18 protein-coding genes are annotated in these 24772 nt (G+C 66.9%); 14 read left to right on the top strand and 4 right to left on the bottom strand.

Features of this window, described 5'->3' with window-relative positions:
• Positions 1-205: 205 nt before the first annotated feature.
• The 10 genes from U4Z64_RS35830 (at position 206) to U4Z64_RS35785 (ending at position 14359) form a co-directional block, all read left to right on the top strand.
• Positions 206-2023, top strand: coding sequence for an AAA family ATPase (locus U4Z64_RS35830; protein WP_321822496.1), 1818 nt, complete (start codon positions 206-208; stop codon positions 2021-2023).
• Between the two features lie 793 nt (positions 2024-2816).
• Positions 2817-3965, top strand: a complete 1149-nt coding sequence (locus U4Z64_RS35825; protein ID WP_321822495.1) for a porin — start codon at positions 2817-2819, stop codon at positions 3963-3965.
• A gap of 232 nt (positions 3966-4197) precedes the next feature.
• Positions 4198-4824: a flavin reductase family protein gene (locus U4Z64_RS35820; RefSeq protein WP_124892384.1), complete on the top strand. Its 627-nt coding sequence runs from the start codon at positions 4198-4200 to the stop codon at positions 4822-4824.
• A gap of 454 nt (positions 4825-5278) precedes the next feature.
• Entirely contained in the window at positions 5279-6511 is a 1233-nt protein-coding gene (locus U4Z64_RS35815; RefSeq protein WP_044844942.1) for a 3-methyl-2-oxobutanoate dehydrogenase (2-methylpropanoyl-transferring) subunit alpha, read from the top strand.
• A 2-nt stretch (positions 6512-6513) separates the two neighbouring features.
• Positions 6514-7557 (top strand): alpha-ketoacid dehydrogenase subunit beta, encoded by a 1044-nt coding sequence (locus U4Z64_RS35810; RefSeq protein ID WP_044844941.1) that lies wholly within the window; start codon positions 6514-6516, stop codon positions 7555-7557.
• Between the two features lies 1 nt (position 7558).
• Positions 7559-8896 carry a dihydrolipoamide acetyltransferase family protein gene (locus U4Z64_RS35805; protein WP_321822494.1) on the top strand — a complete coding sequence of 446 codons (1338 nt, stop codon included), beginning with the start codon at positions 7559-7561 and terminating at the stop codon, positions 8894-8896.
• 5 nt (positions 8897-8901) lie between these two features.
• Positions 8902-10293, top strand: coding sequence for a dihydrolipoyl dehydrogenase (gene lpdA, locus U4Z64_RS35800; protein WP_321822493.1), 1392 nt, complete (start codon positions 8902-8904; stop codon positions 10291-10293).
• A gap of 405 nt (positions 10294-10698) precedes the next feature.
• Positions 10699-11376 (top strand): SOS response-associated peptidase family protein, encoded by a 678-nt coding sequence (locus U4Z64_RS35795; RefSeq protein ID WP_321822499.1) that lies wholly within the window; start codon positions 10699-10701, stop codon positions 11374-11376.
• A 316-nt stretch (positions 11377-11692) separates the two neighbouring features.
• Positions 11693-13123 carry a purine-cytosine permease family protein gene (locus U4Z64_RS35790; RefSeq protein ID WP_044844935.1) on the top strand — a complete coding sequence of 477 codons (1431 nt, stop codon included), beginning with the start codon at positions 11693-11695 and terminating at the stop codon, positions 13121-13123.
• Positions 13124-13300: 177 nt separating this feature from the next.
• Positions 13301-14359 (top strand): porin, encoded by a 1059-nt coding sequence (locus U4Z64_RS35785; protein WP_257775375.1) that lies wholly within the window; start codon positions 13301-13303, stop codon positions 14357-14359.
• A gap of 97 nt (positions 14360-14456) precedes the next feature.
• Here the strand turns inward: U4Z64_RS35785 and U4Z64_RS35780 are convergent, their stop codons facing one another.
• Complete coding sequence (locus U4Z64_RS35780) at positions 14457-15413, bottom strand: LysR family transcriptional regulator (protein ID WP_321822498.1); 957 nt, start codon at positions 15411-15413, stop codon at positions 14457-14459.
• A 166-nt stretch (positions 15414-15579) separates the two neighbouring features.
• On the opposite strand from U4Z64_RS35780, the gene U4Z64_RS35775 reads away from it, so the two are divergent.
• Genes U4Z64_RS35775 through U4Z64_RS35765 form a run of 3 tightly spaced genes read left to right on the top strand, consistent with a single transcriptional unit; the run spans position 15580 to position 19234 of the window.
• Positions 15580-16890: an MFS transporter gene (locus U4Z64_RS35775; RefSeq protein WP_124571799.1), complete on the top strand. Its 1311-nt coding sequence runs from the start codon at positions 15580-15582 to the stop codon at positions 16888-16890.
• 30 nt (positions 16891-16920) lie between these two features.
• Complete coding sequence (locus U4Z64_RS35770; RefSeq protein ID WP_321822492.1) at positions 16921-18186, top strand: Zn-dependent hydrolase; 1266 nt, start codon at positions 16921-16923, stop codon at positions 18184-18186.
• 25 nt (positions 18187-18211) lie between these two features.
• Positions 18212-19234, top strand: a complete 1023-nt coding sequence (locus tag U4Z64_RS35765; RefSeq protein ID WP_321822491.1) for a histone deacetylase family protein — start codon at positions 18212-18214, stop codon at positions 19232-19234.
• A gap of 217 nt (positions 19235-19451) precedes the next feature.
• Here U4Z64_RS35765 and U4Z64_RS35760 read toward each other — a convergent pair whose 3' ends face one another.
• Entirely contained in the window at positions 19452-20657 is a 1206-nt protein-coding gene (locus U4Z64_RS35760) for an MFS transporter (protein WP_321822490.1), read from the bottom strand.
• A gap of 519 nt (positions 20658-21176) precedes the next feature.
• A complete protein-coding gene (locus U4Z64_RS35755) occupies positions 21177-22088 on the bottom strand; it encodes a LysR family transcriptional regulator (RefSeq protein ID WP_321822489.1) in 912 nt (303 codons plus the stop codon).
• Between the two features lie 177 nt (positions 22089-22265).
• On the opposite strand from U4Z64_RS35755, the gene U4Z64_RS35750 reads away from it, so the two are divergent.
• Positions 22266-23186, top strand: coding sequence for a pyridoxal-phosphate dependent enzyme (locus U4Z64_RS35750; protein WP_321822497.1), 921 nt, complete (start codon positions 22266-22268; stop codon positions 23184-23186).
• Between the two features lie 281 nt (positions 23187-23467).
• On the opposite strand, the gene U4Z64_RS35745 is transcribed toward U4Z64_RS35750, so the two are convergent.
• Entirely contained in the window at positions 23468-24766 is a 1299-nt protein-coding gene (locus U4Z64_RS35745) for a DUF2242 domain-containing protein (RefSeq protein ID WP_321822488.1), read from the bottom strand.
• Positions 24767-24772: the final 6 nt, after the last annotated feature.

Genomic DNA, 24772 nt, shown 5'->3' with positions numbered 1-24772 from the left:
AGATGGCTATGTCGCCATTACGATGATCAGTCGCACCCGACCGACGAGTGACGTGTCGCCGCAGCGCGCGTTGCGGTACCCGTGAACCCGTATCAAACGTCAGTTAAACTATCACGATTAAGTCAACTGCGAGGCATTCAAGCATATGCTGGTACTAGCTATCGCGGAAGCCCTTTCACCTCAAAGTAAATAAGGTCTCAGCGTCATGCGTATTTCGTCATTCCGCGTGCAAAATTACAAATGTTTTTTTGACACGGGCGAGATAACGCTCGCGCCTGGGTTTAACATCTTTGTGGGGCGTAACGATGCGGGGAAGAGCGCCTTGGCGGAGGCACTCAGTTTGATGTATGGACCAAAGCCGCATCGGAGCTTAACAACTGCGCCCACTGCAGAGGCGTGGACGAGCGATTTGTCAACGACCGACGTCACCTACGCTGTGTTGCCTGAAGAGTTAAAGGCTTTTCTTTCTCGACAGCGGTCCTGGGCGGTACCGCTACAACAACATGGAAACAACGATGTGACCACTGCGGCTTTTAACGGTGCTATAGAAGACCCAGGGCCATTGTTTGCCTCGTGGGCAAATCAGAATCTCGTGTCCGGCCGCCTAGCCCCTCTTGGTCTACCTCAGAGCAACCAGTATGCCATTTACCAAAATGTAGGTTTTCCCACGTCTACACAGCTTTCATTCCAATCAATACAAGCCGGTCATACGCAAGATTTTGCCTTTCATTTTGCGAACTCGCTCCGCGGCCGAACATACGCGTTCCGAGCTGAGCGTATGAACGTTGGTCAATCTGGGATGAGCGCGAAGCAGCATCTTGAACCAAATGCAGCCAACCTCCCGGATGTGCTTAATCAGTTGAGTTCGGGTAACCCGGCACGCTACGAACGGCTGATGGCTCACGTTCGCACAATATTTCCGCACATTACCCAAATCACCGCCCCTGCTATTGGCAATGGTAATGCGCAGATATTGGTCTGGACGGTTCCTGTCGATACCGAACGCGCTGACTTGGCGGTTCCGTTGACTGAGAGTGGTACAGGCATAGGGCAAGTACTGGCGATGTTGTATGTTGTAGTCACGTCTCATTTGCCAAACGTCATTATCATCGATGAACCGCAGAGCTTTTTGCATCCTGGGGCCGTGCGTAAGCTATTGGAGATATTACGCGAGTACTCACAGCACCAATACGTGGTTACAACACATTCGCCAGTGGTGCTGACGCTTACGGAATCAGATCGAATGTTCCTGGTTCGGCGAGAAGCGTCGGGTAGCACAGTTGTACCTATCGATCCTGAGAGCCAAGATGATCTGCGCTTATCACTTACAGAGTTGGGCGTGAGGTTGGGGGATGTCTTCGGTTCAGATTGGATTCTGTGGGTGGAAGGCAAGACGGAAGAGACCTGTTTTCCCGAAATTATCCGCCGCTTGGGCAACTCACGGCTGCACGGGGTCCAGATTCTTGGCGTCATCAGTACAGACGAGCTTAGCGCCAAAATGGCGAACAGGGTATACGAAGTCTATACCCGTCTTTCCGGCGGCCCGTCACTACTTCCGCCGGCCGTAGCCTTCATGTTCGACCGAGAGGGACGTTCGGAAGCAGAACGTGCGGATATCGATCGGAAAAGCGGTGGCTTAGTTCAGTGGCTCCCGCTGCGAATGTACGAGAACTATCTACTGGAGCCCCTGAGCATCGCTTCGGTCATTAGTGCTCTAGATACAGCTCGCGCGAAACCAATTGCAACCGACGAAGTGAGGGAATGGTTGGAGCGGAATGGTGGCCAGAAGAAATACTTCGCCTCGACTCAGGATTCGACCGGCTTTGGCACTGCTACATGGCAGCAACGCGTGCACGGTGCTCAGATTCTTCACGATATGTTCGGTGAATTTACTGAGTTCCGGCTTGAGTATGACAAGGTAAAGCATGGACTGATGCTGACGCGACACTTAATCGATCAGCCGACACCCGAACTGCGGCACTTGGCTCAAATGCTAAGTGACCTCGTTGCAGCGAAGGCGTAGTCAGATCGTCATGTGACCTTTTCCGTGATTGCGCCACGTGCAACGCAGGAAATGCGGCATGTCAATTGTTTCGTCTGCGAGCGGCCGCACCGAGCGGCTGCTTGACTATGACTACTGCCGCTGCACCTCTGACGGCTCGACCGGCGGCTACGGGTCGGCAGCGGCGGGTCCCTTGAAACGAATTGAACGTAGGTTTTGGCGTAGCTTTCTGATCGCGGCCTTGTCAGATAAGGCGGAAAGACCTATGCATCATCGGTGTATGCCGGTTCGATTCCCGCTGCTGGACTGGCGTTCGCTCTGGTTGTGTGTGCTACAAATTTGCACCGGACGAAGATAAATGAATGATTATATTGAATAGTTGAGTCCGGTCCCCGGCACCAAGATCGCTTCCGTGCGATTCCATGAAGTTCCGAAAACCCGCGAGAAACCAGCCGCTCGCGGGTTTTTTGTTTTTCAGGTCGTGCTTCGCTTCGATGGCGGCGGCCGGTTCCCGTAGATCCCCCGCGCCGGCCAAACGCAAACGTACCGGCGATTGAAATATCGATTCCCCGCGATTTGCTTCAGGCGTCCGCTCGTCGCCCGAATGAAGCGCGCTTCAACACCCGGCTATCCGCTTTCCGCGCCGAAAAACAGCCAGCGTTCTGGAGAGCACCTTTCCGCTGCAGGCCGCTAACAGCAGAAAAACGGCTCATTACACTGCGCCCGTCGCATCGCCGGGAAACATCGACGCGACGCACCTTCGCAGCACGCAACCGTTGCGACCAGCAAACGAAAGACCTGGGGGTAAATCGTCATGAACATGCGTTGGGGGATCATCGTACCCGCCGCGTTGCTTGCTGCCGCGGCGCATGCACAAAGCAGCGTGACGCTGTACGGCAAGATCGAGGACGGCATCAACTACACGAGCAACGCGCGCGGCCACGGAACCGTGCAATTGCAAAGCGGCTACGACTACGGCAGCCGCTGGGGTATCAAGGGCACCGAAGACCTCGGCGCAGGCTACCAGGCGATTTTCACGCTCGAGAGCGGCTTCGACGTCAACAACGGGAAAATGAGCCAGGGCGGCCGGGAATTCGGCCGTCAGGCTTTCGTCGGCATCGCGTCGGATCGTTACGGCACCCTGACGTTCGGTCGCCAGTACGATCCGAGCGTCGACGTCTTCTCGCCGCTCACCGCAAACGGCAACTGGACCGGCTACCTGTTCTCGCATCCGTACGACAACGACAACACCGACTACTCGTTCCGCGTGAACAACGCGGTCAAGTACGTGTCGCCCGCGTGGCACGGTGTTACCGCGGAGGCGATGTATGGATTCAGCAATCAGGCGGGCGGCTTCGCGAACAACCGTCTCTATGGCGCCGCGCTGCAATACCAGCAGGGCGGGCTGACGGTCGGCGCGTCGTATCTGAAGATCAACAACGCACGCAATGCCGATTCGACCGGGGCGATCACCGGCGACAACACGTTCGATGCGTCGTCGCAGCAGAACATCGGCATCGGCGTGAATTACGCGTTCTCGAATGCGCTCGTGGGATTCACGTATTCGCACGTCGACGTTTACGATCCGACTTCGAACGCGTATTTCACCGGTACGACGCAGCCGGCGGGCGGTGCGTGGCAGTCGTGGAAATTCGACAACTTCGAGGTGAACGGCCTCTATCACTTCACGACAGCGTTCTACGTCGGCGCGGCATACACGTACACCCAGGCCCGCGTGGCGTCGACGATCGGCTCGTTCAATCCGAAGTGGCATCAACTGAGCGCGAAGCTGAACTACGACTTGTCGAAACGCACGTCGGTATTCGTCGAAGGTGTCTATCAGCATGCGCTGAACGCGCACACTGGAACCGACTTCGACTACGCGTACGTTCCGGGCGCCGCCGATATCTCGTCGGGTCCGAATCAATACGTCGCGCGTGTCGCGCTGCTGCATCATTTCTGACGCCCGTGCCGTTCGCGGAGACTGCATGGTTGCGCGAGCGATCCCGGGGCCCATCGAACGGATCGTCGCGGCGGGACCCGATAGCGGGGCGCCTCACTGCGGCGAAGCCGACACCGAAACCGGCGCCATGTGATACTGGCACGCGCGTCGCGCCGGACACGTTTGCCGCCATCGGCATACGCGCCCCGCCGACGGACTTCAACGCAGTTTCCCTCCCGCAAGACCACCCGCCATGACCGATTCGAACTACCACTATTACGAACCGTCGCAAGGCCACGGGCTGCCGCACGATCCGTTGAACGCGATCGTGGGCCCGCGCCCGATCGGCTGGATTTCCTCCCGCGGCAACGACGGCACGCTCAACCTCGCGCCGTACAGCTTCTTCAACGCATTCAACTATCGTCCGCCGATCATCGGCTTTTCGAGCACCGCCGCGAAGGACAGCCTGCGCAACGTGCAGGAAACCGGCGAGTTCGTCTGGAACCTCGCGACGCGCGACCTTGCCGACCGGATGAACCAGACCTGTGCCGCCGTGCCGTACGACGTCGACGAATTCGAGCTCGGCGGCCTGACCGCGATTCCGTCGCGCCTCGTCGGCGTGCCGCGCGTGGCGGAAAGCGGCGTCAATTTCGAATGCAAGGTGACCGACGTGATCCGGCTGCGCGATCACCGCGGCGTCGAGACGCCGGCCACGCTGGTGCTGGGCGAGGTCGTCGCCGTGCATATCCGTCACGACCTGCTGAAGGACGGCCTCTTCGACACGTTCGGCGCGGGCATCATTCTGCGCGCGGGCGGCCCGTCCGCCTACGTGCACGTGACGCCCGACAGCCGCTTCGACATCGCGCGCCCCGACGCGTGATGCATTGCATCATCGACGCATCGCGCCTTCGCGCCCATCGCGTCCATCGCGTCCATCGCGCGCCGGAACGATCCAGCGCGTGAGCGCTGAAGCACGCGGACGCGCACCGACAAAGACAAAGACCCCGCCGAAATCCAGGATTTCGCGGGGTCTTTCGCTTCGTACCCTCCGAGACGCGTGACAGACGCGTATCGATTCCGCGCTCGCCGACGCGTTGACGCATCGCAGCACACGCAACCGTCCTTCAAACCCACCGGCAACGCCGCTCACCCATTGTCGCCGCCATGGCAAATCTGCTCACCCCGAACGAGCGGCTTGGTCATCGACGTCCGGCCCCGCAAGGCATAGATTTCCAAGGTTGGCGTGCTTATCCGCGCGCCAGCCTGCGCGTGAGCCGGCAACCGGCCGCGCGTCTTTATCAGCGTGAGACACAATCGAGCGTGGAGACGACACGATGAGCCTGTCAGAGCCATTGCGTCTGCATGTGCCGGAGCCCACCGGGCGCCCGGGCTGCAAGACGGATTTTTCCTATCTGCATCTATCGCCGGCCGGCGCGGTTCGCCGCCCGCCGATCGACGTAGCGCCGGCGGACACCGCCCATCTCGCCCGCAGCCTGGTGCGCGTGCTCGACGATCACGGCGAAGCCCTCGGCCCGTGGGCGCCGGATCTCGACGATGCGCGCCTGATCGCCGGGATGCGCGCGATGCTGAAGACCCGCATCTTCGACGCGCGCATGATGATCGCGCAGCGTCAGAAGAAAATCTCCTTCTACATGTTGAGCCTCGGCGAAGAGGCGATCGGCGCCGCGCATGCGATGGCGCTGCGTCACGGCGACATGTGCTTCCCGACCTACCGCCAGCAAAGCATCCTGATCGCGCGCGACGTGCCGCTCGAACGGATGATCTGCCAGCTGATGTCGAACGAAGGCGACCCGCTGAAGGGGCGCCAGCTTCCGGTGATGTACTCGGACCGCGAAGCCGGCTTCTTCTCGATCTCCGGCAATCTCGCGACGCAGTTCATCCAGGCGGTCGGCTGGGCGATGGCGTCGGCGATCAAGGGCGACACGAAGATCGCGTCCGCCTGGATCGGCGACGGCGCGACCGCGGAAGCCGACTTCCACACCGCGCTGACGTTCGCGCACGTGTATCGCGCGCCGGTCGTGCTGAACGTCGTCAACAACCAGTGGGCGATCTCGACGTTCCAGGCGATCGCGGGCGGCGAGGGGACGACGTTCGCCGGGCGCGGCGTCGGCTGCGGCATCGCTTCGCTGCGCGTCGACGGCAACGACTTCCTCGCGATCTACGCGGCGTCGACCTGGGCCGCCGAACGCGCGCGCCGCAATCTCGGCCCGACCTTGATCGAGTGGGTCACCTATCGCGCCGGCGCGCATTCGACGTCGGACGATCCGACGAAATACCGGCCGGCCGACGACTGGGCCCATTTCCCGCTCGGCGATCCGATCGCCCGCTTCAAGCAGCACCTGATCGCGAAGGGCATCTGGTCGGACAGCGCGCACGACGCGCTCACGGCCGAACTGGAAGCCGAGGTGATCGCCGCGCAGAAGGAAGCGGAGAAGTTCGGGACGCTGGCCGACGATCGGATTCCGTCGCCGGCCTCGATGTTCGACGACGTGTACAAGGAGCTGCCCGCGCATCTGCGCCGTCAGCGCCAGGAACTGGGAGCGTGATCATGGCGCAACATGAAACAACGACGGCGTCGGCCCAGCCGATGACGATGATCCAGGCGCTGCGCTCCGCGATGGACGTGATGCTCGGCCGCGACGACGACGTGGTCGTGTTCGGGCAGGACGTCGGCTACTTCGGCGGCGTGTTCCGCTGCACCGAGGGGCTGCAGGCCAAGTACGGCAAGTCGCGCGTGTTCGACGCGCCGATCTCGGAAGGCGGGATAGTGGGCGCTGCGGTCGGGATGGGCGCGTATGGCTTGCGGCCGGTCTGCGAGATCCAGTTCGCCGACTACTTCTACCCGGCGTCCGACCAGATCGTGTCGGAAGGCGCGCGGCTGCGCTATCGCTCGGCGGGCCAGTTCACCGCGCCGATGACGATCCGGATGCCGTGCGGCGGCGGCATCTACGGCGGCCAGACGCACAGCCAGAGCCCGGAGGCGATGTTCACGCAAGTCTGCGGACTGCGCACGGTGATGCCGTCGAATCCGTACGACGCGAAAGGACTGCTGATCGCGTCGATCGAGAACGACGACCCGGTGATCTTCCTCGAGCCGAAACGCCTGTACAACGGGCCGTTCGACGGCCATCACGAGCGTCCGGTCACGTCGTGGCTCAAGCATCCGGGCAGTGAGGTGCCGGACGGCTATTACACGGTGCCGCTCGACACGGCCGCCGTCGTGCGGCCCGGCAACGACGTGACGGTGCTGACGTACGGCACGACCGTCCACGTGTCGCTGGCGGCCGCCGAGGAGACCGGCATCGATGCGGAAGTGATCGACCTGCGCACGCTGTGGCCGGTCGATCTCGACACGATCGTCGCGTCGGTGCGCAAGACCGGCCGCTGCGTGGTGGTGCACGAGGCGACGCGCACCTGCGGCTACGGCGCGGAGCTGGTGTCGCTCGTCCAGGAACACTGCTTCTACCATCTGGAGGCACCGGTCGAGCGGACGACGGGCTGGGACACGCCGTATCCGCACGCGCAGGAATGGGCGTATTTCCCCGGGCCGGCCCGGGTCGGCGAAGCGTTGCGACGCGTGATGGAGGCTTGAGATGGGGATTCATGTCATCAAGATGCCGGATATCGGCGAAGGAATCGCCGAGGTCGAGCTGGTGGCCTGGCACGTTCAACCGGGGCAGACGATCGCCGAAGACCAGCCGCTCGCCGATGTGATGACCGACAAGGCGGCGGTGGAGATTCCGTCGCCGGTGGCGGGCAAGGTGCTGGAGCTCGGCGGCCGGATCGGCGAGATGATGGCGGTCGGCAGCGAGCTGATTCGTCTCGAAGTCGAAGGCGACGGCAACCTGAAATCGGGCGCGAAAGCACACGATGCAGGCCCGGATGCGATGCGGCGAGCGGCGGCGGTCGACGTGCCTGCCGAGTCGTCTTCCATCGCTGAGGGATCCGAAACACATGCGTCGTCGAAGGCGGCGACGCACGCCGCGTCCCGCGCGCCGGCCGAGCCGCGCCGCGCGGAACATGCGGCGGCGCCGCGCGCGGCGCTCGCGCCGGGCGAACGGCCGCTCGCGTCGCCGGCGGTGCGCCAGCGCGCGTGGGACATGGGCATCGAGCTGCGCTACGTGCGCGGCACCGGCGAGGCCGGGCGGATCCTGCACGCGGACCTCGACGCGTATGCGCGCACGGGCGGCGGCGCCGCGCGCGGATCGCAAGCGCGCGGCTACGCCGAGCGCAACGACGCAACCGAGGTGCCGGTGATCGGCCTGCGGCGCGCGATCGCGCGCAAGATGCAGGAAGCGAAGCGCCGCATTCCGCACTTCAGCTACGTCGAGGAGATCGACGTCACCGAGCTCGAAGCGCTGCGCGCCGAGCTGAACCGGCGCCACGGCGACACGCGCGGCCGGCTCACGCCGCTGCCGCTGCTGATCCGCGCGATGGTGATCGCGCTGCGCGACTTCCCGCAGATCAACGCGCGCTACGACGACGAAGCCGGTGTCGTCACGCAATACGGCGCGGTGCACATGGGCGTCGCGACGCAGACGGACGGCGGCCTCACGGTGCCGGTGCTGCGTCATGCGGAGGCGCGCGACGTATGGTCGATCTCGGCGGAAATCGCGCGGCTCGCCGACGCGGTGCGCGCGAACCGCGCGCAGCGCGACGAGCTGACCGGCTCGACGATCACGATCTCGAGCCTCGGCGCGCTCGGCGGCATCGTGTCGACGCCGGTCATCAACCATCCCGAGGTCGGCATCGTCGGCGTGAACCGGATCGTCGAGCGGCCGATGATCCGCGACGGCGCGATCGTCGCGCGCAAGATGATGAACCTGTCGTCGTCGTTCGACCATCGCGTCGTCGACGGCGCGGACGCGGCCGAATTCATCCAGGCCGTGCGCGAGGTGCTCGAGCGCCCGGCGCTGCTGTTCGTGGAGTGAGCCCGATGAAGAACGAACACACCACGCTGCTCGTGATCGGCGGCGGGCCGGGCGGTTACGTCGCCGCGATTCGCGCGGGGCAGCTCGGCATTCCGACGGTGCTCGTCGAGCGCGACCGGCTCGGCGGCACGTGCCTGAACATCGGCTGCATTCCGTCGAAGGCGCTGATCCACGTCGCCGACGCGTTCGAGCAGGCGCGCGGGCAGGCCGGCGAGGGGATGCTCGGGATTCGCGTGCGCGCGCCGGAGATCGACATCGCGAAAAGCGTCGCATGGAAGGACGGCATCGTCGAGCGGCTCACGCGCGGCGTCGGCGCGCTGCTGAAGAAGCACGGCGTGCGCGTGCTGCACGGCGACGCGCGCGTCGTCGACGGCAAGACGGTCGACGTCGTCGCCGGCGACCACACGACGCGGATCGCCTGCGAGCACCTGTTGCTCGCGACGGGTTCGGAGCCGGTCGAACTGCCGTCGATGCCGTTCGGCGCGCACGTCGTCTCGTCGACCGAGGCGCTGTCGCCCGCATCGTTGCCGAAGCGGCTGGTCGTCGTCGGCGCCGGCTACATCGGGCTCGAACTCGGATTCGTCTATCGCAAGCTCGGCGTCGACGTCAGCATCGTCGAGGCGGCCGAGCGCGTGCTGCCCGCATACGACGCGGAACTCGCGAGGCCGGTCGCCGATTCGCTCGCGCGGCTCGGCGTCGGGCTATGGACGGGCCACAAGGTGCTGGGCCTCGCGAGCGACGGCGCCGTGCGCGTGCAGGCGCCCGACGGCGCGGAGAAAACCCTGCCGGCCGATCGCGTGCTGGTCGCGGTCGGCCGCCGGCCGCGCGTCGACGGCTTCGGGCTCGAATCGATGCCGCTCGATCGCAACGGTCGCGCGCTGCGCATCGATGACGAATGCCGGACGTCGATGCGCAACGTATGGGCGATCGGCGACGTCGCCGGCGAGCCGATGCTCGCGCATCGCGCGATGGCGCAAGGCGAGATGGTGGCCGAGCTGATCGCGGGACGGCGCCGCAAGTTCACGCCGGCCTCGATCCCGGCCGTGTGCTTCACCGATCCCGAGGTCGTCACGTCCGGCTGGGCGCCCGACGACGCGAAGGCGGCCGGTGTCGACTGCATCAGCGCGTCGTTCCCGTTCGCGGCGAACGGCCGCGCGATGACGCTGCAGGCGACCGACGGTTTCGTGCGCGTCGTCGCGCGGCGCGATACGCACCTGATCGTCGGCTGGCAGGCGGTGGGGCGCGGCGTGTCGGAACTGGCCGCCGCGTTTTCGCAATCGCTCGAGATGGGCGCGCGGCTCGAGGACATCGGCGGCACGATCCACGCGCATCCGACACTCGGCGAAGCGATGCAGGAGGCGGCGTTGCGCGCGCTGGGACATGCGCTGCACGTGTGAGCATGTGCCGACCCGTGCGGCTGATGGAAGCCCCGCCGCGGCGGGGCTTCTTGTTTGTGTCGATCGCGGGCGTCGGCTTCGTGTCTCCCGCGCCGGATTCGACATGACAGTTCGCGCTTCGAATATCCGGATTGCCGACGATCGGTCAAGGCCGACGCCGCGCTCGACGCGCGCCCGGGCGTGCAGGTGATCGGATCGGAACGGTTGGCCTGAACCGGAACCGGCGACGACGTGCCGCCGGCGGCACGGCTGAACGAACGGACGGCCTGCGCCGGCGGTTCGCGCACGACGCCGTCAAGCAGGCCGACCCCGTTGCAAGACTGTTTCGTCACACCAGGCAATAGCGGACATATCGCGTGCATGCTGACCTACGATGAAGACATCGCGTCCATCGTCCGCCTAATCATGTGCACCCACTACCGCGCCCCCGATGAAGACCCGGGCATCAGCGAGCTGAGGATCGGCATCGGCGACCTGTTTCGCCGCGATCCGTGGGAACCCGACGTGTATCCGGATTATGCGGCGCCCATCGCGCGTGCCGACGGCGACGGTCTCGCGGTCGTCAGCGCGGTGTTCGGTTTCTGGCCGAAGTTCATGCAGCCCGAGCGTCTCGACGAGCACGGCCGCAAGCGAAAGAAGCTCGATACGGTGAACGCGCGCGCGGAGACGGTCGGTGAGTCGCGACTCTACGGCAACGCCTGGCGCAATGGCCAGCGCTGCCTGATTCCGGCGCGCTGGATCTTCGAGCCGTGCTACGAGACGGGCCGCAACGTGTGGCACCGGATCGGCGTCGACGGCTGGCAACCGTGCTGCGTCGCCGGCCTCTGGCGGCGCTACGAAGCGGCCGACGGCCACGAGCGGATCGGCATGACGATGCTCACGGTCAATGCGGACGATCATCCGGTGTTCGCGCGCATGCATCGGCCCGGCGACGAGAAGCGGGGTGTCGTGATCCTGCGTCGCGACGACTACGACGAATGGCTGCATGCACGCGACGTCGAGGCCGTGCGGCGCATGCTGACACTCCTTCCTGCGGCCGACATGGTCGCCGCACCCGATCAGGTGTCGCCCGCCGGCGCCTGAGCTTTCATTTTTCATACGCTTTTCATACGCACAACCGATTGCTGCGCAGGTCGGACGTATCCCGTTTTCTCAGACGATTTCTAAAATTCCCGGATTCCGGGTAATCACCGATATCAGCCAAGTTGTATATACAAGATCATCCGCTGGCAATGTCGGCACACGTCGTGCCCGTTGCGCGCCAGCGTGCTGACCGTGCGTGCGTGGCGCATGCCGGCGATCCACGGCGCCCCGCACCCGACGAGCCGAAAGGGCGGCTCGGCACGTTTTCCGTCTCGTCCCAACCATTTGTGATCCTCAGTATCTTGGAGATTTACCCGTGTCAACGAATCCCAGTGGAAAAGCCGGCGGTCTGATCGAGGTACGCTCGATCGATTTCATTCCCGACGCCGAACGCCACGGCGGACTGCTGAGCCAGTTCACGCTGTGGCTGTCCGCGAACATGCAGATCACGGCCATCGTCACGGGCGCGCTGGCGGTCGTGCTCGGCGGCGACGTGTTCTGGTCGCTGGTCGCGCTGCTGCTCGGCCAGTTCATCGGCGGCGCGGTGATGGCGCTGCACGGCGCGCAGGGGCCGCAGCTCGGGTTGCCGCAGATGATCTCGAGCCGCGTGCAGTTCGGCGTCTACGGCGCGATGATCCCGATCGTGCTCGTGTGCCTGATGTACATCGGTTTTTCCGCCAGCGGCTCGGTGCTCGCCGGGCAGGCCGTCGCGCAACTGCTGCACGTCGACGACGCGGCCGGCATCCTGCTGTTCGCGGCCGTGATCGTCGTGCTGACGGTGTTCGGCTATCGCGCGATCCACTTCGTCGGCCGGATCGCGAGCGTGATCGGCATCGTCGCGTTCGTCTACATGTTCACGCAGCTGTTCGCGAACCACGACGTCGGCGCGCTGCTCGCGAACAGGCACTTCTCGCTCGCGAGCTTCCTGCTGTCGATGTCGCTGTCCGCGTCGTGGCAGATTGCGTTCGGCCCGTACGTCGCCGACTACTCGCGCTACCTGCCGCGCTCGACGTCGTCGGTCGCCACGTTCCTCGCGGTCGGCCTCGGCTCGGTGATCGGCGCGCAGGCGGCGATGGTGTTCGGCGTGTTCGCGGCCGCGCTGGCCGGCAGCCAGTTCGCGCACCACGAGGTGTCGTATATCGTCGGCCTCGGCTCGACGGGCGCCGTGGCCGCGCTGCTGTACTTCAGCATCGCGTTCGGCAAGGTGACGGTGACCGCGCTCAACGCGTACGGCAGCTTCATGTCGATGGCGACGATCGTCAGTGGTTTCCGCGGCAAGGGCGCGGTGTCGTCGAAGAGCCGTCTCGTGTACATCTTCGGGATGATCTGCGTGTCGACGCTGATCGCGCTCGCCGGCCGCCATTCGTTCCTGAAGGAATTCACCGCGTTCATCCTGTTCCTGCTCGCGTTCTTCACGCCGTGGAGCGCGATCAACCTGGTCGACTACTACTGCTTCACGCGCTCGCGCTACGATGTGCCCGCGCTGTCCGATCCGGATGGCCGCTATGGCCGCTGGAACGTGATGGCGATCACGATCTACGTGGTCGGCATCCTGGTGCAGCTGCCGTTCATGTCGACGCACATCTACACGGGCCCGCTCGTCGACGCGCTCGGCGGCACCGACATCTCGTGGATCCTCGGCCTCATCGTGCCGGCCGTGCTGTACTACGTCGGCGCGCGTGCGTCGCGGCGCAGCATCCCCGAGCGCCTGATCCTGCCGCTCGAACGCGGCGAGGTTCATCACTGACGCATCGCGTCGTCCGCCGGGCCGGCCAGCAGCCGGCCTGAGCGGCCCGCCGCGGCGAGCCCGGCTCGACCGGCAGCCGCGTCGTACCTCACCTTCGTTATCCGCGATGCCGGCATGGCAGACCACCGTGCCCGGCATCGTTCCATTCTCTTTTCATTGAATAGTAGGACTAAGCAGATGAACGCACGAGACAATCGTTCCCGGGCGCGATCGGCGCATGCCGGTCTTCGCATGGCCGTTACGGCCGCATGCCTGGGTGGGTCGGGCGCCGCGCTCGCGCAGGACGGCGTCACGCTGTACGGCGTGATCGACGAATTCGCGCAGTACGTGAATACCGGCAACGGCTACACGGCGGCGATCGGCTCGGGCGGCCAGTGGGGCAGCCGCTTCGGGCTGAAGGGCGGCGAGGACATCGGCGGCGGCCAGAAGATCGAGTTCGCGCTCGAGAACGGCTTCAACCCGAACGACGGTTCGCTGGCAAGCTCGGGCAGCATGTTCAACCGGCAGGCGTGGGTCGGCATCGCGGGGCAGTGGGGCAAGGTGCGCGCGGGCCGCCAGAATTCGCCGCTGTTCAACGACCAGGGCGGGCAGGACGCGTTCGGCGGCGTCACGCAGGCGTCCGGCATGGACAACCTGACCGTGTTCGCGTTCCGCACCAGCAATACGCTGTCGTACCAGAGCCCCGAGATCGCCGGCTTCCAGGCCGGGCTGTATTTCGGATTCGGCGACGCGGGCGGCGTGCGCTCGGCAGGCTCGAGCCAGCAGTTCGACGTGACCTACGAGCACGGGCCGTTCGCGGCATTCGTCGCGGGCCAGTGGCTGAAGAACAAGACCGCGACCACGACCGATCGCACGATCATGGCCGGCGCGTCGTATGCAATCGGCAAGGCGACCGTGTACGGCGGCTTCTCCGCGGTGAAGTGGGCCGACCTGGGGATCGATTCGCGCGTGTACGGGCTGTCGGTCAAGTACCAGCTCAATCCGGCGAACTACGTCGCGCTCGGCTATGCGTACCTGCATGACCAGACGTCGCAGGGCGACAACGCGGACCAGTTCGGGCTGATGTACGAATACGACCTGTCGAAGCGCACGAGCTTCTATGGCGCGCTGTCGTACCTGCGCAACCGCAACCAGGCCGGCTACACGCTCGCCGGCGCGGCGAACCCGGGCCTGCCGCTCGCGTATCCGGGCGCGAATGCGCGCGGCGTGCAGCTCGGCATCGTGCATCGCTTCTGACGGTGCATCGGGCGCCGGGCCGCGCGGGCCGGCGCCTGTTTCCCTTCACGGATGCGCGCGTTCGCGCACCTACATGCGCGCACCTACATGCGCGCGCCTACATCCCCAGCCGTTCCGCGAGCGAATGACGCTGCATGCAGCGCTCCATCGCGTCGAGGAACGCCTGCTCGGCCGCGTTTATCTTGCGGTCGCGATGCCACAGCAGGAACACGTCGACGTCGACGAGCCCATCGTCCGGCGGCAGGCGCCACAGGCGTTGCTGCGCGATGTCGTCGCGCACGATGTGCTCCGGCAGGCAACCGATGCCGTAACCGGCGAAGATCAGCCGCCGCACTTCCTCGAGGCTCGGCGACGACGCGACGATGCGTCCGGTGAAGCCCTTCTGGTCGCGGAACACGGTGAGCGGCGACAGGCTGTCGCCGATCTGGTCGCTCGTAAACGACACGAAGTTTTCCGCGAGCAGGTCGTCCATCCGCAATTGGGTCTGCCCGAACAGCCGGTGATGGCGGCCGCAGTAGATCGCGTAGCGCTGCCGCAGGAAGCAGCGCATCTCCAGCTTGTCGTGCGGCGTGCGGCACAGGCCGAGCCCGGCGGTGGCTGTCTTCTGCAGCAGCGACGACAGGATGTCCGACGAACGCATCACCTCGATCTGCAGGTCGATGCGCGGATACGCGCGATGGAAGTCGGCGAGGAATTCGTCGTAGACGGGCGACTCGATGCGGCTCACCGTCAGCAGCCGGATCGAGCCGGTGAGGTCGGCCGTGCTGTCGTCGAGCTCCGTTTCGAGCCGCGACACGCCGCCGTAGATGTCGCTCGCGATCCGGTACACGGCTTCGCCGGCCGGCGTCGGCGCGAAGTGCGCGCCGCGCCGCTCGATCAGCTTGCGCTCGAGGGCCTCCTCGAGCCGCCGCAGCGCCTGGCTCACGGCCGGCTGCGTCACGTGCAGGCGCGCGGCCGCGCGGCTTACGCTGCGCTCCTGCATGATCACCAGGTAGGTGCGCAGCAGGTTCCAGTCGAGGCGGTCGTTGAGGAAGGGGGCGAGGTCGGCGCGCATCGGGTCAGTCATTAGCTGAATTTATACGCGAAATAATAACTTGAAATTTGACTAATGATGTGCGGTCGCCGATAAAGGAGGGGCGCCGCACCGTGCGGCGCGAGGCCGCGACAGACGGCCGGCCATCACGATATCGCGCGTGCCGCGGCGCGCGCCAGGAGCCCGCATGACCCAGTCCCTTCCTTCCGCCCGCCAGCCGGCGCGTGCCGCGACGGCCGCGTTCATCGGCACGATGATCGAGTGGTACGACTTCTACATCTACGCGACCGCCGCCGCGCTCGTGTTCGGGGAACTCTATTTCCCGTCGCATGACCGCTTCGTCAGCACGATGGCGTCGTTCGCGACGTTCGCGGTCGGCTTCTTCGCGCGCCCGCTCGGCGGCATCGTGTTCGGCCACCTCGGCGATCGCATCGGCCGCAAGAAGGCGCTGATGACGACGCTGATGATGATGGGCGTCGCGACCGTTTGCGTCGGGCTGCTTCCCGACTATTCGAAGGTCGGCATGCTCGCGCCGGTGCTGCTGGTCGCGCTGCGCGTCGTGCAGGGGATCGCGGTCGGCGGCGAGTGGGGCGGCGCGGTGCTGATGGCGGGCGAACACGCGCCGCAGGGCCGCCGCACCTTCTTCGCGTCGTTCGCGCAGCTCGGCAGCCCGGCCGGGCTGATCCTGTCGCTGGTCGCGTTCCGCGCGGTCACGTCGATGGACAAGGCCGACTTCCTCGCGTGGGGCTGGCGCCTGCCGTTTCTCGCGAGCTCGGTGCTGCTCGTGGTCGGCATCCTGATCCGGCTCGGCGTGAACGAGTCGCCGGAGTTCGCGCGCGTGAAGGAGACGAACCGTACCGTGAAGCTGCCGGTCGCCGAAGTGTTCCGCTCCGCATCGGGGCTCGTGCTGCTCTGCATCGGCGCGAACACGATCGGGATCGCGGGCGTCTATTTCACCAACACGTTCATGATCGCGTACACGACGCAGTACGTCGGCGTGTCGCGCTCGCTGATCCTCGACAGCCTGTTCGCGGTCGCGATCATCCAGTTCATCGCGCAGCCGATCGCTGCGTGGATCGCCGAGCGCATCGGCGGCGCGCGTTTCCTGAAGATCGCCGCGCTGCTCGCGATGCTGTCGCCGTACCCGATGTTCATGCTCGTGCAGGGCGGCACGTCCGCGTCGCTCGTCGCGGGCATCGCGCTCGCGGTCGTCTGCATGGCCGGTTTCTATTCGGTGATCGCCGGCTTCGTGAGCGGCGTGTTTCCCGCGCACGTGCGCTATTCGGCGATCTCGCTCGCTTATCAGATCTGCGGCGCGCTCGCGGGCGGCCTGACGCCGCTCGTCGGCACCTGGCTCGCGCATCGCTTCGCGGGCCAGTGGTGGCCGCTCGCGGTGTTCTACACGGGGCTCGCCGGCGTCTCGCTGCTTTGCATCGTCGCGCTCGACGCGCGCCGCGCGGCCCGGCCGGCCGCCGCCGAAGCGCTCGGCTCGCGCTGAAACTCAACGAACGAATTCATCGGAGTGCAAATGAAAGACCTGCTGGAAATCGACGGTGCCCGCCTGTGGCGGAGCCTGGCCGACATGGCGCGCATCGGTGCGACGCCGCGCGGCGGTGTGCGGCGCCTTGCGCTGACCGACGACGATCGGCGCGGGCGCGACCTGTTCGCGCAGTGGTGCCGCGACGCGGGAATGACGGTGAGCGTCGATGCGGTCGGCAACCTGTTCGCGCGGCGCGCCGGCACCGATGCGCAGGCCGCGCCGGTGCTGATCGGCAGTCATCTCGACACGCAGCCCGAAGGCGGGCGCTTCGACGGCGTGTACGGCGTGCTCGCCGCGCTGGAGCTCGTGCGCACGCTGAACGATGCGGGCATCGCGACCGACAAGCCGCTCGAGATCGTGTCGTGGACCAACGAGGAAGGCGCGCGTTTCGCACCGGCGATGCTCGGCTCGGCGGTGTTCACGGGTGCGCTGCCGCTCGACGACGCGCTCGCGAAGCAGGATGCCGACGGTGTCACGCTCGGCGCCGCGCTGGACGCATGCGGCTACCGCGGCACGCGCGCGCCGGGCGGCGCGCTCGACGCGTATTTCGAAGCGCATATCGAACAGGGCCCGGTGCTCGAGGCGAACGGCACGACGATCGGCGTCGTCACGGGCGGGCAGGCGATCCGCTGGCTCGACGTGAGCGTGACGGGCGTGGCCGCGCATGCGGGCACGACGCCGATGCCGTATCGCAAGGACGCGTATTTCGCGAGTGCGCAGATCGCACTCGAACTCGAACGGATCGTCGCGGGCTACGCGCCGCGCGGGCTCGCGACGATCGGGCAGGTCGGCATCCGCAACGCGTCGCGCAACACGATCGCAGGCGACGTGACGTTCACGGTCGACCTGCGCCATCACGACGATGCGCAGGTCGACGCGATGGAGCGCGACCTGCGCGACGCGTGCGCGCGCGTGGCCGCCGCGCGCGGCGTTCAGGTGTCGATCGACACCTGCTGGCGCAGCCCGGCGACGCCGTTCGACCGCACCTGCGTCGAACTGGTCGCGCAGGCGGCGGACGCATTCGGCTACACGAACGAGCGGATCGTCAGCGGCGCCGGTCACGATGCGATCCTGCTCGCGCGCCGCGTGCCGACCGCGATGGTGTTCATCCCGTGCGTCGACGGGCTGTCGCACAACGAGGCCGAAGACGCGTTGCCCGACGACGTGACGCGCGGCACGAACGTGCTGCTCAACGCGGTGCTCGCGCGTGCGGGCGTCGCGACGCGCGTGGCCGCGGCCGCGCACGACGCATGACACGGCGAATCGACGAGGACCCACGATGAAAACCTATTTCCACCCCGAACAGTTGCTGCACCATCCGCGCACCTACCTGTCGCGCGGCAGGATGCGCGAGCCGCAGGAGGTGCCCGAGCGCGCGGCGCGGCTGGTCGCGGCGGTGCATGCGCTCGACTTCGACGTGCGCGAGCCGGCCGACCGCGGCACCGCGCCGATCGCGGCCGTGCACGACATGAACTACCTGCGTTTTCTCGAGGAAGCGCACCGCGACTGGAAGCGGATGCCCGACGACTGGGGCGACGAAGTGATGTCGAACGTTTTCGTGCGCGACCCGAACCCGCTGCGCGGCGTGCTCGCGAAGGCCGCGCGCTATCTCGCCGACGGCAGCTGCCCGGTCGGCGCGAACACGTGGCGCGCCGCGTACTGGTCCGCGCAGAGCGCGCTCGCGGCCGCGTCGGACGTGAACGACGGCGCGCACGATGCTTACGCACTGTGCCGGCCGCCCGGCCATCACGCGCGCCGCGATGCGGCCGGCGGCTTCTGCTACCTGAACAATGCGGCGATCGCCGCGCAGGCGCTGCTCGGCCGCCATCGCCGGATCGCGATCCTCGACACCGACATGCATCACGGGCAGGGCGTGCAGGAGATCTTCTACGGCCGCGACGACGTGCTGTACGTATCGATCCATGGCGACCCGACCAATTTCTATCCGGTCGTCGCCGGTTACGAGGACGAGACGGGCGCGGGCGCCGGCGACGGCTACAACCTGAACCTGCCGATGCCGCACGGCGCGCCCGAGTCGGCGTTCTTCGAGCGGCTCGACGACGCGCTGCGCGCGCTCGCGCGGTTCCAGCCCGACGCGCTCGTGCTCGCGCTCGGCTTCGACATCTACAAGGACGACCCGCAATCGCAGGTGGCCGTCACGACCGACGGGTTCGGCCGGCTCGGCGGCGCGATCGGTGCGCTCGGCTTGCCGACGGTGATCGTGCAGGAAGGCGGCTATCACCTCGAGAGCCTCGACGCGAATGCGCGCGCGTTCTTCGGCGGGTTCGCCGGCGCGCGCTGAGGCGCTGAGACGTCGATACGTCGATACGTCGATACGTCGATACGTCGATACGTCGATACGTCGATACGTCGAAACGTCGAAACGTCGAAACGTCGAAACGTCGAAACGGCGGCGCGCGATGCGCAGGCCTTCAACGAAAATGCCCGCGCCGGAATCCCGGCGCGGGCATTTTTCAATCGCGGTGCCGCGTATCGGCACCATGCGGATCACCGGGCGCTTACGAATTCGCCGCGACCGGCGCGCGGCGGCGCTGGATCATCTGCAGCGCGACGAGCGCGAGCCCCGCCGCCGCGATCAGCCCGCCGACGAGCGGCACCGCCGCGTAGCCGAAGCCGGCCGAGATCGCTGCGCCGCCCGCTGCCGCGCCGACTGCGTTGCCGAGGTTGAACGCGCCGATGTTGACGGCCGACGCGAGGCCCGGGGCTTCGTGTGCGGCACGCATCACGCGCATCTGCAGCGGCGGGACCACCGCGAACGTCGCGACACCCCAGACCAGCAGCGTGACCGCGGCGCCGGCATGGGTGCGCGCGAGCAGCGGGAACGCGGCCATCGTCACGATCAGCAGCACCAGGAAGCTGATCAGCGTGCCGTCGAGCGAGCGGTCGGCGAGGCGGCCGCCGGCGATGTTGCCGATCGAGAAGCCGACGCCGATCAGCACGAGCATCGCGGTGACGAAGCCGGGCGTCGCGCCGGTCAGGTGTTCGAGCGTCGGGGCGACATACGTGTACAGCGTGAACATTGCGCCGGCGCCGAGCACCGTGGTCCCGAGCGCGCCGAGCACGACCGGGCGCGTCAGCACCGACAGTTCGGCACGCAGGTTCGGCATCCTGCCGGCTGCGCCCTTCGGCAGCGCGGCGAACAGGCCGGCGATCGCGATCAGGCCGAGCACGGCGGTCGCCGCGAACGACATGCGCCAGCCGATCATCTGGCCGAGCCAGGTCGCGGCCGGCACGCCGCCGACGTTCGCGATGGTGAGGCCCATGAACATCGTCGCGACCGCGCTGGCCTGCCTTTCGCGCGGCACGAGGCTGGCCGCGACCACCGAGCCGAGCCCGAAGAACGCGCCGTGGTTCAGGCTCGTGACGAGTCGCGCGAGCAGCAGCGTCGTGTAGTCGGGCGCGACGGCCGACAGCAGGTTGCCGATCGTGAAGATCGACATCAGCGCGATCAGCGCCGAGCGGCGCGACCAGCGCGCGAGCAGCAGCGTCATCAGCGGCGCGCCGACCATCACGCCGATCGCATACGCGCTGATCAGCATGCCGGCCTGCGGAATCGACACGTGCACGCCGTCGGCGATCACGGGCAAGAGGCCCATCGGCGAGAACTCGGTCGTGCCGATGCCGAACGCGCCGGCGGCGAGCGCCAGCAGCGGCAGCGCGGCGCTGCCGCCCGGGCGGGAAGGGGAAGAAGTCGTGGTGTTCACGCGATGCGCTCCGGTAAGCATGGGGCAACGGCACCGGGCCGTTGTGGACAGGGTGAAGTGTGCCTGCGTTACTTTTGCGGAAAAAGCCGTGCTCGGGCGAAATTATCTTGATTTCATGTCAACAATGCGCGATTGGGGCGGCACGCGCATATGGCCCGCCGGGCGGCGCGGCTTGCCGCCCAAAAAAATCCCCGGTCACAGGGGGACCGTGACCGGGGCGGAAAGGCATCCTCTCTTTGGCACGAGGGTGGATGCGGGCGCAGTATATTTCGGTGCATAACGTTTCGAAGTGACGTTAAACGGCCCTTTTTGGCGTCAATTTGAAAATTCCGGCGTGATGGCGTCGATCGTCACCGATTCGAAAGATTGGTCGTGCGCTCGGACGGACGTTCCGGGTGGGCGATGACGCTAATACCGGCCGTCGTCCGAAGCGACTGCGCGCAGACGGCCGAATCCGCTGCCGCGCGCCGAGGCGAAATCCGCCGGCGTCGCGCGGGTCGCGCATGCCGGGCCGGTCGGTCAGTCCGCCTGCCCGGCCGCATCGCGCACCGCCTCGAGAAACCGCGCGACGACGGGCGAAGCCGGCGCCGCCGCACCGTCGAACACGAACTCGATGTCGAAGCGGCTCGCGAGTTCGTCGAGTGCGACGAGCCGGACCGTGCGCGGGCACGTCGACGACGCGCTTTCCGGCACGAATGCGCAGCCCATGCCGGCCGCGACGAGACCGATCAGCGTCGGGATGTCGCTGCCGACCTGTGCGATGCGCGGCGTGAAACCGGCCTGGTCGCACTGGGCCATCAGGAAGCGGTGGTGCGCGGCGGAGCGCTGCGCGTCGAACCAGACGAACGGCTCGTGTGCGACGTCGGCGAGCGTGCGCGGCGCGTGGAAGCGGCCGCCGGGCGGCGCGGGCATCGCGAGCACGAAGCGGTCGCTCAGCAGCCGCACGCCCGACAGATGCGGCGCCTCGTCGCGGCGCCACGCCATGATGCCGCCGTCGAGCTGGCCGCGCATCAGCGCCGCCGCCTGTTCGGCCGACAGCATCGGCGCGATCGACAGTTTCACGTCCGGACACGCGTCGCGAAACGCCTTCAGCACGTTCGCGACGACCGGTAGCGGCAGGCAGTTCGGCAGCGCGCCGAGGCGCAGTTCGCCGAGCTGGCCGGCCGCGCTGCGCAACGCGCGTTCGCGGCTGTCCTGCAATGTCGCGAGCAGGCCGGTGGCATCCTGCAGGAAACTCGCGCCGGCCGCCGTGAGCGTGACGCCCGTCGCGCGGCGGACCAGCAGCGGCGTGCCGATCGCATCCTCGAGCTCGCGGATCTGCCGCGACAGCGCAGGCTGGACGATGCCGGCCGCGCGCGCGCCGGCCATCACGCTGCCGGCTTGCGCGACGGCCACGAAGTAACGCAGGTGACGCAGTTCGATCTGGCGCATGCGGTGTCGGCTCCGGCGTTCGGTCTCGATTCGGTGGATATGCCTGTCAAGCATAGCAAGTGCCATCCGATGGTATTGGAAAGCATGACGGGCGTGCCGTACGATGGTCGTCGTTACCGGGCCGGTTCATCGGCCCGTGCCTTCTCCTTGCCCCGATTCTCGACCGTGTCCCGCACCATGCCGCTTCATATCCAGACCCCCTATATTCGCTCGCAAATCGCGTCGCGCCGTCTCGGCAAGAACATCCGGCTGAAGCTCGACGCGCTGCAGCCGTCCGGCTCGTTCAAATTGCGCGGCATCGGCGCGGCGTGCGAAGCGCGGCATGCGGCCGGTGCGCGCCGGTTCGTGTCGTCGTCGGGCGGCAATGCGGGCATCGCGGTCGCGTATTGCGGCCGCGAGCTCGGCGTGCCGGTGCTCGTCGTCGTGCCGGAAACCGCGTCGGCCCGCGCGCGCGAGCTGATCCGCGTCGAGGGGGCGGAGGTGGTCGTGCACGGTGCGAGCTGGGCCGAGGCGAATGCGTTCGCGCTGTCGACCGTCGGTACGCAGGACGCGTTCGTGCATCCGTTCGACGATCCCGTGCTGTGGCAGGGGCACGCGACGATGATCGACGAGATGGCGGCGGCCGGCCCGAAGCCCGACGCGGTCGTGCTCGCGGTCGGCGGCGGCGGGCTGCTGTGCGGCGTGCTCGAGGGGCTCGCACGCAACGGCTGGCACGACGTGCCGGTCGTCGCGGTCGGGACGGAAGGCGCCGACAGCTACGCGCGCTCGGTCGCGCACGGGCATCCGGTCGAATTGCCGGCGATCACGAGCATCGCGACGTCGCTCGGCGCGAAGCGGCCGTGCGACGCGGCGCTCGAATGGGCGAAGCGGCACGCGATCCATCCGGTCGTCGTGTCGGACGCGCAGGCGGTGGCTGCGTCGCTGCGGTTCCTGGACGAGCACCGGATCGTCGTCGAGCCGGCGTGCGGTGCTGCGCTGGCCGCGCTCGAAGAACCGGTGCCGGTGCTGGCTTCGGCGTCGGAGATCGCGGTGATCGTGTGCGGCGGTGTGACGGCGACGGCCGAGCAGATGCGGACGCTGAACGCGACGCTGCGGTAACGCGCACGGGCATGTGACGCGGCGCAGCCGGATGGTGATGCGGACGAAGACGTCACGGTGAAGTGACGGCGAAGTGACGGCGGGGCGGGACCGGTCGCGGGCATCCGCGGAATCGGGGGCGTGTCGTCTGTCGCGACGGGCTGTTTCCGCTTGCGGGTTACGTCACGCCGGGCGCGCGCAGCCAGTGGCCGGGTGCAAGATCTTCTCACCGGAGGGCGACGGGGCGGGGATCGGCCGGCGCGCCGCGCACACGGTGCACGGCGCGGCGAGGGCGCGCGCGGTCAGTTCGCGGACGGCGCGCTAGCGCCGGTCGGCGCGGACGACGCGACGGGGTCGGCAGCAGCGGGTGCGGACGTCTTGCCTGCCGGCGTTGGAGCAGCGTTTGAGGGCGTCGGCGCGGACGCCGCCGGCGCAGGCACGGACGATGCCGCCGTGGTAGCGGCAGACGTCGACGTGGCCGGCGTCGAAGCGGACGTAGGCGCCGAAGCGGAAGTGGGCGTCGAAGCTGAAGCGGGTGCGGAGGCTGACGCGGGCGTCGAAGCCGAGGTGGGCGCCGAGGTCTTAGCAGGTACCGCAGCCGAAGCAGGCGCCGAAGCCCGCGCCGAGGCCGAAGCTTGTGCCGAACCCGAACCCGAACCCGAACCCGAACCCGAACCCGAACCCGAACCCGAACCCGAACCCGAACCCGAACCCGAACCCGAACCCGAACCCGAACCCGAACCCGAACCCGAACCCGAACCCGAACCCGGCGCGGCACCTGCCGCAGCCCCCGAACCCACTCCGGCTCCCAACCCCGACCCGACGGCCCGCATCGTCCCCGGCGCGACCACGGCCGATGCCGCAGCAGGCACGGCCGGCACGACCGACGTGCCCGACGTCGGCGCGACACTCGGCACGGACAGCGGCACCGGCGCCGCCGGCGGCGTCGGCACGACCGGCGTCGTCATCTTCATCGGCTCGCCCTGCGGCGTCGGCGCAGGCTCGGGCAGCGGCGTCACGGGCTCCTTCTCGGCCGCCTTCACGGTCGCGCGATCGCGGCGGGCCGGATCGATCTTCAGGAAATGCTCGACGAGATTGAAGAAGCGCTCGTAGAACACGCCGGCGGGAATCGTCTCGCTCGCGGTCTTCACGAGCGCGTCGTCGCTCGACCCGATCGGCAGCGACAGCGAACCGAACACGCTGAGCCCGACGCTCGCCGACGTATTCGACTTCTTCAGCGTGTAGCGGTCCTGCACCGCGTTCACGTACGCGATGCTCGACGAGCCGTCGGCAGTCGCGTCCGCGCACACGACGTGAAACTCGATCACGACGTGCATGTCGTTGCTCGGCTGGAAATTCTTGCTGCCGTCGACCGCATCGTTGCGCGACGACGACACGACATAACCCTGGCTCAGCAGCGCGCGCCGCGCGGCCTCGCAGGACGCGTCGGATTTCGAGTGGAACGTGTGCGCATACGGGCTGCTCGTCGCGTCGAACTGCTCCTGCTGGTAGATCGGCTTGGGTGGCGACGAGCACGCCGCCAGCACGGTCGCGGCCGCGAGCGCGCACGAAACGGAAAACAGGCGAAATCGGTTGTGCATGGCGTC

The sequence above is a fragment of the Burkholderia sp. BCC1996 genome (genome assembly GCF_905339955.1).
In the GTDB taxonomy this organism is placed as follows: domain Bacteria; phylum Pseudomonadota; class Gammaproteobacteria; order Burkholderiales; family Burkholderiaceae; genus Burkholderia.
Note: the sequence above shows the minus strand (reverse complement) of the source record. Positions and strands in the feature narration are given on the sequence as shown.

Coding starts and splice junctions, on each gene's coding strand:
- U4Z64_RS35830 (WP_321822496.1), top strand. CDS start 206: ATGCGTATTTCGTCATTCCGCGTGCAAAATTACAAATGTTTTTTTGAC.
- U4Z64_RS35825 (WP_321822495.1), top strand. CDS start 2,817: ATGAACATGCGTTGGGGGATCATCGTACCCGCCGCGTTGCTTGCTGCC.
- U4Z64_RS35820 (WP_124892384.1), top strand. CDS start 4,198: ATGACCGATTCGAACTACCACTATTACGAACCGTCGCAAGGCCACGGG.
- U4Z64_RS35815 (WP_044844942.1), top strand. CDS start 5,279: ATGAGCCTGTCAGAGCCATTGCGTCTGCATGTGCCGGAGCCCACCGGG.
- U4Z64_RS35810 (WP_044844941.1), top strand. CDS start 6,514: ATGGCGCAACATGAAACAACGACGGCGTCGGCCCAGCCGATGACGATG.
- U4Z64_RS35805 (WP_321822494.1), top strand. CDS start 7,559: ATGGGGATTCATGTCATCAAGATGCCGGATATCGGCGAAGGAATCGCC.
- lpdA (WP_321822493.1), top strand. CDS start 8,902: ATGAAGAACGAACACACCACGCTGCTCGTGATCGGCGGCGGGCCGGGC.
- U4Z64_RS35795 (WP_321822499.1), top strand. CDS start 10,699: ATGTGCACCCACTACCGCGCCCCCGATGAAGACCCGGGCATCAGCGAG.
- U4Z64_RS35785 (WP_257775375.1), top strand. CDS start 13,301: ATGAACGCACGAGACAATCGTTCCCGGGCGCGATCGGCGCATGCCGGT.
- U4Z64_RS35780 (WP_321822498.1), bottom strand. CDS start 15,413: ATGCGCGCCGACCTCGCCCCCTTCCTCAACGACCGCCTCGACTGGAAC.
- U4Z64_RS35775 (WP_124571799.1), top strand. CDS start 15,580: ATGACCCAGTCCCTTCCTTCCGCCCGCCAGCCGGCGCGTGCCGCGACG.
- U4Z64_RS35770 (WP_321822492.1), top strand. CDS start 16,921: ATGAAAGACCTGCTGGAAATCGACGGTGCCCGCCTGTGGCGGAGCCTG.
- U4Z64_RS35765 (WP_321822491.1), top strand. CDS start 18,212: ATGAAAACCTATTTCCACCCCGAACAGTTGCTGCACCATCCGCGCACC.
- U4Z64_RS35755 (WP_321822489.1), bottom strand. CDS start 22,088: ATGCGCCAGATCGAACTGCGTCACCTGCGTTACTTCGTGGCCGTCGCG.
- U4Z64_RS35750 (WP_321822497.1), top strand. CDS start 22,266: ATGCCGCTTCATATCCAGACCCCCTATATTCGCTCGCAAATCGCGTCG.
- U4Z64_RS35745 (WP_321822488.1), bottom strand. CDS start 24,766: ATGCACAACCGATTTCGCCTGTTTTCCGTTTCGTGCGCGCTCGCGGCC.